The 13,511-nt window shown below is 47.7% G+C and carries 10 protein-coding genes and 1 tRNA gene; 9 read left to right on the top strand and 2 right to left on the bottom strand.

Going from position 1 to position 13,511, the window contains the following annotated elements; genetic code table 11:
- Positions 1-4: 4 nt before the first annotated feature.
- Together ACO1NT_RS17005 and ACO1NT_RS17000 are read right to left on the bottom strand one after the other, a co-directional pair.
- On the bottom strand, positions 5-604 hold the full coding sequence (locus ACO1NT_RS17005; protein WP_449049936.1) for a response regulator transcription factor: 600 nt from the start codon (positions 602-604) through the stop codon (positions 5-7).
- A complete protein-coding gene (locus ACO1NT_RS17000) occupies positions 601-3,636 on the bottom strand; it encodes a sensor histidine kinase (RefSeq protein WP_449049935.1) in 3,036 nt (1,011 codons plus the stop codon). The genes ACO1NT_RS17005 and ACO1NT_RS17000 overlap by 4 nt, the downstream gene beginning before the upstream one ends.
- Positions 3,637-3,926: 290 nt before the next feature.
- Here ACO1NT_RS17000 and ACO1NT_RS16995 point away from each other — a divergent pair, with 290 nt between their 5' ends.
- The 9 genes from ACO1NT_RS16995 to ACO1NT_RS16955 all read left to right on the top strand — a co-directional run bounded on the left by ACO1NT_RS16995 (position 3,927) and on the right by ACO1NT_RS16955 (position 13,494).
- Positions 3,927-5,819 (top strand): sensor histidine kinase, encoded by a 1,893-nt coding sequence (locus tag ACO1NT_RS16995; protein ID WP_449049934.1) that lies wholly within the window; start codon positions 3,927-3,929, stop codon positions 5,817-5,819.
- 4 nt (positions 5,820-5,823) lie between these two features.
- The gene (locus ACO1NT_RS16990; protein WP_449049933.1) at positions 5,824-6,477 is read left to right on the top strand and encodes a response regulator transcription factor; all 654 of its coding nucleotides are present in this window, start codon (positions 5,824-5,826) and stop codon (positions 6,475-6,477) included.
- 79 nt (positions 6,478-6,556) lie between these two features.
- Positions 6,557-6,630 (top strand) — tRNA-Ala (locus tag ACO1NT_RS16985).
- Positions 6,631-6,686: 56 nt separating this feature from the next.
- On the top strand, positions 6,687-7,478 hold the full coding sequence (locus ACO1NT_RS16980; protein WP_449049932.1) for a beta-carotene 15,15'-monooxygenase: 792 nt from the start codon (positions 6,687-6,689) through the stop codon (positions 7,476-7,478).
- Between the two features lie 57 nt (positions 7,479-7,535).
- A complete protein-coding gene (locus ACO1NT_RS16975) occupies positions 7,536-8,720 on the top strand; it encodes a 1-deoxy-D-xylulose-5-phosphate reductoisomerase (RefSeq protein WP_449049931.1) in 1,185 nt (394 codons plus the stop codon).
- A 5-nt stretch (positions 8,721-8,725) separates the two neighbouring features.
- The gene (rseP, locus tag ACO1NT_RS16970) at positions 8,726-10,054 is read left to right on the top strand and encodes an RIP metalloprotease RseP (RefSeq protein WP_449049930.1); all 1,329 of its coding nucleotides are present in this window, start codon (positions 8,726-8,728) and stop codon (positions 10,052-10,054) included.
- Between the two features lie 46 nt (positions 10,055-10,100).
- Entirely contained in the window at positions 10,101-10,577 is a 477-nt protein-coding gene (locus ACO1NT_RS16965) for a Dabb family protein (protein WP_449049929.1), read from the top strand.
- 58 nt (positions 10,578-10,635) lie between these two features.
- Positions 10,636-10,830, top strand: a complete 195-nt coding sequence (locus ACO1NT_RS16960) for a YwbE family protein (protein ID WP_449049928.1) — start codon at positions 10,636-10,638, stop codon at positions 10,828-10,830.
- Between the two features lie 243 nt (positions 10,831-11,073).
- Positions 11,074-13,494 (top strand): alpha-ketoacid dehydrogenase subunit alpha/beta, encoded by a 2,421-nt coding sequence (locus ACO1NT_RS16955; RefSeq protein WP_449049927.1) that lies wholly within the window; start codon positions 11,074-11,076, stop codon positions 13,492-13,494.
- Positions 13,495-13,511: the final 17 nt, after the last annotated feature.

Genomic DNA, 13,511 nt, shown 5'->3' with positions numbered 1-13,511 from the left:
CCGGTCAGATCCACCCCTTTTCCACCGCGATCGATACCAGCTCGATTAGGCTGCGCGCTTGGGTTTTTCGGAGAATGTTTTTGCGGTGCGTTGCCACCGTCAGCGGACTGATGAATAAGGCAGCGGAAATCTCGTCGGTAGTTTTGCTTTGGGCCAATAGCTTCAGTATCTCAAGCTCTCTACCGGTCAGCTCAATTTCATCTGTGAAGCGGACCCGGTGGTTGGTATGGAGGAACTTCTTCCGGGCGTGCACGAGTGATAAATTCAGGGTAACCAGCAATTGGTCTTTGTTGAATGGTTTGATTAAATAAGCATAGGGACAGGTCAGTTCGGCCCTTTTTAGTGTGCCGAGGTCGCTATATGCCGTTAAAAAGACAACAGGAGCAGTGTTTTGCACTACGTTTTCGACAAAACTGATGCCGTCTGTTTCATGATTCAGGTTGATGTCGCACAAGACGATGTCGAATGCATATTCCAAGAATAACGTTTGCGCTGTTTCTGGGTCGGTGGCAATTTCGACATCGTATCCGTTGCCTTCAAGGTGAAGTTGGATGCCATTTGCAATGATGATTTCATCTTCCAGGATTAGGACTTTTTTCTTCATACAGCGATTGTTTTTGGGAGGACGCATATAAATACGGCGCCGGACTCGTTTCGGAGTTCAATGGTGCCTTTTAATTCGCGCGCGAGGTTTTTAACAAGGTCGACCCCCTTTTTCTTGCCCTTGTTTGTGTCAGCGGTTTTGAACCCCTTTCCATTGTCACGGTAGGTGAATGTCAAACACTCGCTCTTTTTATGGAGGGAAATATGGATTCGCTTGGTGGCTTCATGACCTTCAAATGCGTGTTTTATCGAGTTGGTGATTAGCTCGTTAATAATCAGTCCGAGATGGGTCAATTTGTTGACGGGGAAGTAAATCGGTTCGACGTCGATATCCAAATGGATGTCGAGCCCGGAGAATATAATGAGGTCTTTCGCCAAGTTTCTGATAAACTGATCGGTACGGATGTTGTTTCCTGCGTCTTTTTGGTTAAGGATGTCGTGGATCTTCGATACTGTGAATACCCTCGACTGCAACAACCTCAACTTATCTTGGATATCCGTATCTTCAATTTCAAAACCTTGGATGTCAATCAAACTAGTAATCAACTGCAGATTGTTTTTTACGCGGTGATTAAGTTCCTGCATCAGGAAACCGATGTTTTCCTTTTGCTGTTGCGTCGTTCTGAGGGAGGCATTGAGGGCGCTATTGGTTTGGCGGAGTTCTTCGGTACGTACATTCACCATGTTGGATAGCCATTGGTTGGTTTTCTCCTGCTGATAGTTTTTGTAAACGAAGGTGCCCGTAATCACCAAGGTGAGTACGAGGCCAGCGGTAATCCGGAACCAAAGGGAAGCATACCATGGTGATTGAATGATAACGGTTATCGTATCAGGAGTGCCCCAGATCAGCTCGTTATTGCTTCCCATCACCGTGAACGTGTAGGTCCCGGGATCGAGGTTGGTGTAGGTGGTCGAGCGGTTTAGGGTAACCGGCCGCCAAGTCTTATCAAACCCCTTGAGCATAAACTGGTAACGGTTCTTCTTAACCCAGAGGTAGTTGAGGCTAACGAAATCAAAGGAGATTACATTCTCGTTGTGCGAGAAGACCAATGTATCGGTATACGGTATGTTTTTATACAGGGACCTGCCGAATAGCTGGACATCTTCGATGAGTGTTTTCCCCACCTGTTGGTTTACGTATACGCTATCGGGGTGAAAAATGTTGAAGCCGTTCATCCCGCCAAAATAGAAGTAGCCCAACGAATCGGTGTATCCGGCCTTGCCGTTGAATTCGTTGTTCTGGAGGCCATCGTCTTCGGTGTAGTTTTTGAATGTTCGATGTTCATGATCCAACACGGCGATGCCAAAATTTGTTGAGACCCAAATATTGCCCTGTTGATCGGATTCCACGCCGTAGATAAAGTCATTGGGCAATCCCGCCTGTTGGGTATACGCCGTGACTTGGCCCGTTTCGGTGTCGATACAATTCAACCCCTTGGCCGTACCCACCCAAATGCGATGATCAGGATCCTCAGTGATGGCAAATACGCGCTCGTTGGACAACGAATCATAATAGTCGGAATGGTTGCCTCGAATGCGGTAAAGGCCTTCGTCACTCCCAATCCAGATCGCTCCCGACGAATCGATAAAACTGGTTCGGGAACGGACAAGTTGATGGCCGTGTATCTTACGGGGAGTGACACCATAGTCATGTACATTGAGCGCATAAATGCCGTTCGACCACGTATGCACCCAGAGGGTATCGGACGAAATAGGGGTTAATTGGATGATGTCTCTGTCGGTAAAAGGGAGGGGGACCGAGTCAAATCGATCCGTTTCGCGATCGTACTTCAGAAGGCCCTGTCCGAAGCCACCTGCCCAAATGGTTTGGTTCGCATCTTTTGTCAATGCATATTCGAGTAAGTCGGTCCGGTATAATTTGTAGTTGCCCTTGCGCAAGTCGTGGCGGACGAATCCGAGATCTGTGGCCATCCACAGATCATCTCCGTCCCGGAGAAAGTGGAAGATACTGATAAAATCCTTCTTGGGTGAGTTGGCAACCGTAATGCGCGAGGGTGTAAATTTATGCTGATGCGGATGATAATAGAAGACCCCCCGACCTGCCGTGCCGAGCCATATCCCGCCCAGTAAGTCTTTTTTCACATGAATGACGGTGGCTTGTAACTCCATTCCGGCATCATTAAAAAAGCGGACTTTCTGCCAAGTTCCATCATGGTGCAAGAAATGGGTTTCGTTAAATCCACCGACAATAAGGGCGCGATCATTCCATCGATGCAGGCTCTTGACCGCACGTCCATCTATTTTCCGACAACGTTCACTTTTTACGTCGTATTCATATAGACCGGCATCCGTTCCGATGAGTATCACGTTGGACGTCAACTTCTGAAAGGTATTGATGAGGGTATTTTTTAATGAGGCTAATTCATCTACCGGTTCAATCAAATGGTTGGCGGCATCAAGCCGATACACACCGCTGGCATTTGTGCCTATCAGATATTGCTCACCGTTTAATTCCGTGACGGAGGTTACGTAATCGTTGTGGGCAGCATTAGGGATGGGTAGTGTGTGGAATGTCAGTTTGCTGCGATCGATTAATACGCAGTTTCCAATCGTTCCTGCAATTAATAAATTCCCGCGGGCGGGATATAATGCGTAGCTGAATTTAACAAAAGGATACTGGGCGATGTTAAGCTGTTCCCGGAATTCGATGAATCGATCTTCCGCCATCAAATAAGCGACAACGGAATGCGTGTTGGTAGCCAACCATAAGGTGTCATTGGCATAGTACATGGCGCGGATGTGGTCGTCGGGCAGTTCGCCTTTCTGTTCGCCCGCTTTATGGACTTGCATGTGGTATCCATTGAATCGGTTCAAACCATTTTCAGTGCCAACCCACAGATAACCATTGTCATCGAAATCCATCGCCAATGCGCCTAGTTGTGATAGTCCTTCTTCTTGCGCGATGTGTACTACCGTGATTGAATCTGCGCGGTCTGTACGTTTGGCAGCCAATACGTGTCCCGAAATCAACGATAGGAACACAGTGAAAACGCCGATTTTATTGAAATGCATTTATGTAGAGATCATATGGATTTCATGATAGGCAAATATATCAAACGAGCATTCGCCGGGAAATACCTAGTAGAGGGTATTTCGTAGCGATAGGGAATCCATTTATTCAAATCAGTTTATCCATCGATAGTTTGTGGCTTATATGAACGTGTGTAAGATATAAAAAATGCCCTATATGTGGCCCTTTCAAATAACTTTGATGAAAATTACCTGACATTCGGTATTTAATCTGTTCCTTAGCAATCGTAATTTTGGTGTCGTTGAATGGGAAGTATTATTTTAGCTCACTGATGCGCAAAAGGCTATTTCGTTGTTTCCTCCTATTGATAGGCTTTGCTGGTTGGGCATGGGGTGTGCACGCAGAGGAGGTCAAGCCTGTGCTTGTCGATTCTTCAGATACTTATATGCTTAATGGATATGTTGCCTACTACGAAGATGCGACATTGAAGATGACGCCCGAGGAGGTGTTGGCATTTAAGGATGAGGGGTTATTTACGAGGGTCAATGGTGATGAGTACGTGAGCCTGGGTTATACGGATTCGTATTATTGGGTAGTTATCGAACTTGAAAATACGTTGCCCGATTACGTTGATCTATTTCTTTCCATACCGATTCCAAGCATCAACCGGATCGACTTGTATCGATACGGCACTAGCGATAGCATCCCCACGCTGGTGAGTCAGACGGGTGACCGGCTACCCTTTGCGCAACGTCCATGGCCCGTTCGGGATTTCCTATTTCCAATCCGCCTTGCAGGCTACGAGCATTCGACGTTGTTATTCAAGGTGGATAAACGGGGGCAGAATTTCTCCATCAAAGCCAAGCTGGGTAAGCGGGAAGTGATTTTGCAACAAGATATCCCCATTTACGGGGCATTTGGGTTTTATACAGGCATATTCGCGTTTGCATTGCTCTTCAACGTGCTGATGTACCTTTCCGTTGCCGATCGGATTCATTTATATTACGCGCTGTATATCCTCTGTTCGGTTATTTTGGTGCTTGATGAGGTGGGGCTTGCCAAAGAATGGTTGTTTACCGATGTTGGCCGGTTGCACGATTATGTGAAGTCGTCCACGGGTATGTTGGGTTGCGGTCTTTTGATCCAGGTGATGCAGTTGTTTACCAATCAAACATCGGCAAACAGTAAGCTGTATCGCTGGGCTAATTACTATAAATACCTTGTGTATGTGTTGGGGTTCTCGCCTTTTTTCGCGTTGATGTTCCCTGTCAACATCGGGGTAGAAAAAGCGATTTTCTATATCGCCAATATCAGCGTTATCTTGTCGCTACCGTTCATCGCGGTCTGTGTAGTTGAACGCATAAAGCGGGGCTTTATTCTAGGCTATTACTACCTGCTGGCCATTTTGCCGCTGATTATCGGAGCCAGCAATTACATTTTACAAATCATGGGTTTGGTCGGCGAACAGTTGCTCAAGCCCAACGGGATTACAGTGGGCTTTGCTGCGGAGGTGGTGATTCTATCTTTTGCGCTCACCCAGCGTTACAATTTTCTGAAGCGTGAAAAGGCACAGCTGAAAAAGGAGAATGACCGTATCAGGATGCAGTCCGTCCGGCAGGTTTTCCAAGCCCAGGAAGATGAACGTGACCGGTTGGCCAAGGACCTGCATGACGATTTGGGGGGTACACTTTCTGTTATCCGGCTCAAAGTAACAGATTTCCAGACGAAGCTGGATCGTTTGCAGCCGGACGAAAGGGAAGCGTACGGCGAAACCATTGAATTGATTACACGGGCGTGCGACGACCTCCGCGAGATATCGCATAGCCTCAAACCCAAGTTTTTCTTGGAGAATGGCCTTATCGGCACCATACAGGAACGGCTTACGATCCTAAACCGGGTCAGTATCATCAACTTTGAGTTTGTTTACCAATACACGCGCCGTTTAGATCCTGAGATTGAACTATCCATCTATCGCATAGTGAACGAGCTGATCAACAACGTTGTGAAACACTCCTGCGCCACGCAGGCAACCGTTCAGCTGGTGGAAACTGTTGATGAACTTGTCATTACGGTAGAAGATAACGGTATTGGATTCGACGGGCACGATATTTCGGAAGGTATCGGTTTAAATAATGTATATTCACGTATACAATACCTTGGCGGCCGATGTACGATCGATTCTAATAAGAACGGCACAACGATTGCCCTGGAAATACCTTTGTAACAGCATGGAAACCAACAGGATTGAACCATCGAAGATCAACTTGCTATTGGTGGACGACCATCAACTTTTCATTGATGGACTTCGTTCTATTTTGGATAAGCATGCACATTTATCCGTCATGCACACGGCAAATGATGGGAGGGAGGCACTTAAGTTCCTTCAATATCGGAAACCTGATGTCGTCGTCATGGACTTGAATATGCCGCGGATCGATGGGCAACAGGCTGCCACCAAAGCGTTATCTATGTATCCCCATTTGAAAATACTGATTGTCTCCATGTACTATACGGCGTCTCTACAATCGTCCTTGCAGGCGATGGGCGTTTCTGGCTTCATCCCGAAAGACTCTGATGCCACCGTGCTTATCCAGGCTATTGAAAAAATCCACCATGGAGGTCAATATTTTGTAATAAGTTCTTCTGCTGCGGACGATGATAATGACGGCCCGAAAAGCATCCGACAGAAATATAACCTTACGAAAAGGGAAGTGGAGATCATACAGCTGGTGAGACAGAATAAATCGACGCAAGAGATTGCCGACCGGCTTTTCCTGAGTCCATTTACGGTTGAAACGCATCGGAGGAATATCTGCGCCAAACTGGATATAAAAGGAAACAACGGTTTGCTGCTTTTTGCCCAGCAACACCCCGATATTTGAAAAATATCCGTTTGCGTTAAATTTTATTTTGCAGCTTGCAAGTGAATGCTATTTTATCTATGTTTGCAGTCCGCAAAAAGGGGGTTTAGCTCAGCTGGCTAGAGCGCTTGCATGGCATGCAAGAGGTCACCGGTTCGAATCCGGTATCCTCCACGGAATGTCCCGACGTTGTCGGGATTTTTTTTAGGGGTTTATAGCCACATTGCCGGATGTCGATGATCCAATTTCTGAAAGCCAGTACATTTGCCGTAAACGAGGTGATTTCCCGATCTTGGGACTTGCTGAAGAGCCATTATTTTTCTATCGCGGGGCTTTGCTTCTTATTGTTTCTGACTTCCAACACCTCGGGTATATTGGCCTTTTATTTCAGTGAAGTGAATACGTTCTTGAGCGTCTTCATGGCCTTGCTTTTTGTTGTCTTGTATTTTGGAACACAGCTCACCCTTTTTAAGTATATTCTTGCGTTGGCAGATAAAAAAGAAAGGATAAACCTTATCGATACGATACCCAGCGCGAAGGAATTGCGTTATTTCTTTTGGGGGATGTTGACCATTGCGCTGTTTGCGTTGCTGTTTTACCTTGTTATTTCGGTTTTGGCGTTTCCATTGGTTTATACAGGTATCGATGTTTCGTTGATGGTAAGCATTGCACGTATGGTGGCGGCAATTGTTGTGTTTGCATTTTTGTTACGAGTGGCCTTTTACCCGTTTTTCATTATTGAACAACAAGCGCAACCCTTCCGGGCATTACGTCTCAGTTTCGCACTTACGAGAGGAAATGTCACCAGATTGTTGTTGATATTGGCATTTTTTGCCATTTTGCACCTTTTATATGTGTATTTCAATTACGCAGGTTATCCGATGGTGTCGACCGTGCTGAGTTTGGTTAATTCCTTTTTGGTAGGACCATTGTCCAGCGTGGTTGTTTCAATGGCTTATCGTAGCATGATGGCCGACTATCGCGGTGGGGATGACCCGGAAGTGATGAAGCACATTCTGTGAGTTAGCAGATGAGGGTTTGTGAGGTCCGATTCAATAGGGTGATGTAATAAGATTATTTTGGTAAAAAAACAAATAGCCATACTTGGCGCTACAGGCAGCATCGGCACGCAAGTGCTGGACGTGGTAAGGGCGTATACGGATCGGTTTGATGTAGCTGTGCTTACGGCGGCAACAAATTCCCAGCTCCTGGTTGCACAGGCCCTGGAATTTCGTCCCGGCAGGGTGGTTATTGCCGATGAAAGGAAATACCAAGAAGTAAAAAAGGCACTATCGCATACGCCCATACAAGTGCTCGCGGGCATTCCGGCGTTAGAAGATGTGGTGCGGGGTGATGGCGTTGATCTGGTGGTTAGCGCCTTGGTGGGATCTGTTGGGCTCCGTCCTACGGTAGCTGCGATCAAGGCGGGAAAAGATATCGCATTAGCCAATAAGGAAACGCTAGTCGTTGCGGGCCAATTGGTGATGGATCTCGTGCAGAAGTATGGTGTAAGGTTGTTGCCCGTAGATTCTGAACATTCGGCTATTTTCCAATGCATTGCTGGTGAGCAGCACAATCCGATCGAGAAAATCTACCTCACCGCCTCTGGGGGGCCCTTCCGGGGGAAAAGTTCGGAATATTTGGCAACGGTAGGTGCTGATGCAGCCCTTCGACACCCCAATTGGGTGATGGGTGCTAAGATTACGATCGATTCTGCCTCGTTGATGAACAAGGGATTGGAGGTTATCGAGGCAAAATGGCTGTTCGGTCTCCAAACGCGACAAATTGACGTGATTGTCCATCCGCAGTCCATTGTGCATTCGTTGGTGCAATTTACCGATGGAAGTCTCAAAGCACAATTGGGATTGCCCGATATGAAGTTGCCCATCCAGTACGCACTTACGCACCCCGAAAGGGTAGCCAATACGCTTAAGCGATTCAATTTCATGGATTTCCCCGAGCTGACTTTTGAAAAGCCCGACATGGATACGTTCCGCAACCTGGCGTTGGCTTACCGTGCATTGGAAACAGGGGGGACGATGCCCTGTATACTGAATGCCTCAAACGAAGTGGTCGTGGCCGCATTTTTGAGAGGCGAGGTGGGGTTCCTCCAGATGAGTGATGTTATCGAAGCGACGATGGGGCAGGTAACGCCCATCGCAGTACCGACCATGGATGACTACCTGGAAACCGACAGGCGTAGCCGTGAGGTGGCTACGGATTTGATAGCGAAGTTTAAGAAAATATATTATATAGCAAAATAAATTAAATGGGTGTATTGGTGATGATTGGACAAGTATTGTTAGGCTTGTCTATATTGATTGTGTTGCATGAATTCGGCCATTTTTTGGCGGCGCGTGCTTTTGGGATCAAGGTAGAGAAATTCTACCTGTTTTTTGACGCATGGGGCGTCAAATTGTTCAAGTTCAATTTCAAAGGCTGCGAGTATGGCATGGGCTGGTTGCCGTTGGGTGGCTATGTCAAAATTGCAGGGATGATCGACGAGTCAATGGATACCGAGCAGCTTAAAGGTGATCCCCAACCATGGGAATTCCGTTCGAAGCCGGCTTGGCAGCGTCTCATCGTGATGATGGGGGGCATTATCGTCAACATTATTTTGGGTATATTTATTTTTTGGATGTTAACATTCAAGTATGGCGAAACCTATGTAGATAATACCCAATTGGCAAATGGTATTGCACCGGGTGTCATCGGCAAACAGATCGGCTTGCAGGCAGGCGACCGCATTACGGAAGTAGACGGTGAGCCGATCCTGAGATTCAAAGACCTCCTCGGCTCGAAAGTGCTCATGGGCAATACGACATTGACCGTGGCCCGTGGTGGGGAAACATTATCCATTGCGGTGCCGGGAGATATACTGAATGACGTTGCCGATTATGATCGAAATGAGTTTGTGGGACTCCGGTCGCGTACCATGGCCGTTGATTCAGTGATCGCAGGAAGTGTGGCCGAGCGGGCGGGTATCCAGCCGGGTGACAGCATCCTGAGCATTAACGGCGCTGCTACGCCGTTTTGGGATCAAGTGAAGGAAATTATAGGAAGCAGTTCCGGTAAGGATGTATCGTTGGTCTTACTCCGTGGCGGTGACACCACCACGGTGCAGGCAGCGGTACCCGAAGAAGGTACATTGGGGTTTTTCATCAATGAGGATACTGATTTCCCATATGTAACGACAACTTATGGCTTTTTGGAATCATTGCCGATTGGGGCTTCCAAAGCTTGGGGTACGTTGATCGACAATGCGAAGGGGTTGGGTAAAATCGCGACGGGTGAGCTGCGCGCGGATAAAGCCATATCGGGACCTGTCCGCATCGCGACCATGTTTGGATCAGAGGTGGATTGGGTAAAGTTCTGGACATTGGTAGGACTCTTGTCCATGGCGTTGGCATTGATGAACTTTTTGCCAATCCCGGCATTGGATGGCGGCCATGTCGTCTTTTTGCTCATTGAAATGATACAAGGTAAGCCATTGAGCGACAAGTTTTTGGAAAAGGCCCAAATAGCCGGTTTTTTTATCTTACTGGCCCTTATGGTTTTTGTTTTTGGTAATGATATCCTGAAGATTGTAAATAAATAACGTTATTGCCGATTGGTAACGAATAGCAAATCAACAAGTAAATAATATGGAAAGACGTCATTTTATTAAAAAAGCGGGGGCCGCGGTTGCCCTGGCGGGCGTGGGAAGCAGTATGCTGGCCGCATGTGCCCCGCCGACATCAACGACATCAAATCAAGAAGACAATCAATCATCGAACACAAACGACGAAACTAACGGAACAATGGAAAACAAAGAAGTGATTGCACATTACGTGCTTTTTTGGCTCAACGACGGGCTTTCTGAACAAGAAATAAATGACTTTGCGGGCTTTTTTGAGGAGTTGAAGGCTATCCCAACCATTAAATCGCTCCACTATGGCCGTGCAGCTAGCACACATGACCGTGATGTGGTAGACAATAGCTTTACGTATAACCTTCTGGTGTACTTTGATACGATGGAAGACATCAATACCTATGAGACGCACCCTATCCATCTCGCGGCCATCGAAAAATACTCGAAGTTTTGGAACAAGGTTGCCGTACATGACTCTTGGTTGAAATAAAGCCACCGAGGGGCAGACGAAGGGTGCGGGCTTGGATAATAACATAGCTTTTGGCAATATGGATGGAAAGTATCGTAAGGACATCTACCCGGGCTTGGAAGTTGCCATAATTTTGAAAAAGGACCAACGAACCGGTCGGCTTACGGAAGGTGTGGTGAAGGACATCCTTACATCGGCCCCCTTTCATTCGCGTGGCATTAAGGTGCGGTTGGAAGATGGTCAGATTGGTCGGGTTGCGGAGTTGTTAGGTTAGCATTGCTTTCCGCTTTCATTTTTGATTTTGACATTTTTCGGGCAATCTTTTCCTACAGAAAGCGTTATACTATTGTGTTGACTAGTATGGCGGGTTCTGCTGTGGGAGCCACATGCGAGTTAAACGGTGTCCGTAACAAATGGCCAATTTTGCCAAAACCGACAAAAGCTGCTGGATTTAAAAGTGAAAGTTGCTTTTGGACAAATATTTTTTCTTTATTTTTGGAGCAAACGCAATTTAATTATGTCTGATACCCATATTAAACAAAGCGAACATCCTGCCCGCGCCAAGCTTAGTTACGACGATTTCAAATCTATTGTTATCGACGACTACCGCATTGCCGTGGAGAGTAGGGCCGTTAGTTTGTTGGGGCGGAAAGAGGTTTTGACCGGGAAGGCGAAGTTCGGCGTTTTCGGAGATGGCAAAGAGTTGGCGCAAATTGCGATGGCGAAAGTATTCCAGCTCGGTGATTGGCGTTCCGGTTATTACCGCGACCAGACCTTTATGTTTGCAACCGGTATTGTTTCTGTCTATCAGTTTTTTTCTCAGCTTTACGCGCATCCAGATGTCGAAGCGGATCCATCATCGGCCGGGCGGCAGATGAATAGCCATTTTGCTACACGGATGCTTACACCCGAGGGACAGTGGGTGGACCAAACGTTGATGAAGAATGCTGCGGCGGATATTTCGACTACTGGCGGGCAGATGCCTCGTTTGCTTGGATTTGGATTGGCCTCCAAGATGTATCGGAACAATCCCGATTTGGCGGGAATGACTACCTTTTCAAATAACGGCAATGAAGTCGCTTTTGGTACGGTGGGGAATGCATCTACCTCTGAAGGGGTGTTTTTTGAGGCCGTGAATACGGCGGGGGTAAGGCAGATCCCAGTGGTGATTTCGATATGGGACGATGGCTACGGCATTTCGGTATCTAACGAGGTGCAGACGACCAAGGCCGATATCTCTGAGGTGCTTAAAGGATTCCAACGGGATGAAAAGGGCGATGGGCTTGAAATTTTCAAGGTAAATGGTTGGGATTATCCCGGGCTCTGCGAAACGTATGAACAAGCTGCGAAAATCAGCCGCGAACAGCATATCCCTGTACTAATACATGTTACGGAAATGACCCAACCGCAGGGCCATTCTTCTTCAGGTTCGCATGAACGGTATAAGTCGGCCGAGCGATTGGCCTGGGAGGAAGAATACGATTGTATCGCGAAGATGCGGGCATGGATGGTCAGATCGGGCATTGCGGAGGAAGACGAACTGGTTGCCATTGAACGAAGCCTGAAAGACCGGGTTAGGGCCGAACAAAGGCGAGCGTGGGCTGATTACAACAAGACACTGAAGAAGGAGGTCGATGAGGCGATTGGGCTATTGTCTACGATCTCCCATGAAACGACCCAACTTCTGCTCAATGAATTGAAGTCAACCGCCGAGCCATCGCTCAAAGAAGTGTATGGTACGGTACGGCGGGCAATCCGGTTATTACGTAACACCCAAAGCACGGAGAAGTCAGCCCTATTGGCTTGGTATGGCGAGAAGAAAGAGGTCAACCGGGGCCGTTATAATTCTTATCTTTTCTCGGAAACCGCCGAGGCACCGCAGCATGTTCCAGTTGTGGCTACAACATATGGTCCGAACAGCAAGCCCGTGGATGGCCGGGAAGTACTCAACGCCTGTTTTGACGCCAACTTTGCGCGAGACGTGCGCATCGTTGCATTTGGCGAAGACGTCGGTAAAATCGGGGACGTAAACCAAGGTTTTGCGGGGCTGCAGGCTAAGTATGGTGAACACCGTATCTTCGATACCGGTATCCGTGAAGCGGCGATTATTGGTCAAGGAATGGGGTTGGCCATGCGGGGCTTACGGCCCATTGCTGAAATCCAATACCTCGATTATTTAGTGTATGGCCTTACCGTTTTGACGGACGACATAGCGAGCCTCAGTTACCGAACGAAAGGCGGGCAGAAGGCACCGCTTATTATTCGTACACGGGGGCATCGATTGGAAGGGATATGGCACTCGGGGTCGCCGATGAGCATGATATTGGGTTCTCTGCGGGGCATACACGTATGCGTGCCGCGGAATATGACCCAGGCCGCTGGCATGTACAATACGCTACTTCGGTCTGACGAACCCGCCTTGGTTATCGAATGCCTGAATGGTTACCGCATCAAGGAGCGTATGCCTACGAATGTAGGTGAATTTACGGTGCCGTTGGGCAAAGCCGAAATCGTCAGACCAGGGGAGGACGTAACGGTGGTCTCTTACGGTTCTACGCTGCGCGTGGTCCAAGAGGCATCCGCCGAGCTGGTGAAACTGGGGATTTCCATTGAAATCGTCGATCCACAGACGTTACAGCCATTTGATGAGGAGCATCTTTGTGCCCAGTCGTTGAGCAAAACCAATAAACTATTGGTGGTAGATGAAGATGTGCCCGGTGGCGCGTCGGCATTTATTCTGCAACAGGTGCTGGAAGAACAAAATGGATATTATCACCTCGACGCGCAGCCCCGAACATTATCGGCCAAGGCCCACCGCCCACCCTACGGATCGGATGGCGATTATTTCTCCAAGCCTTCGGCAGACGACGTTATCGAAACCGTGTATGCGATCATGCACGAATCGAATCCGCAGCAATACCCGGCACTGTTTGACTGAGATTTTGCCATTTCCAT

The organism is Parapedobacter sp. (assembly GCF_053550995.1).
The sequence above is the reverse complement of the archived record's forward strand: the minus strand, read 5'-3'. Positions and strand labels throughout refer to the sequence as shown.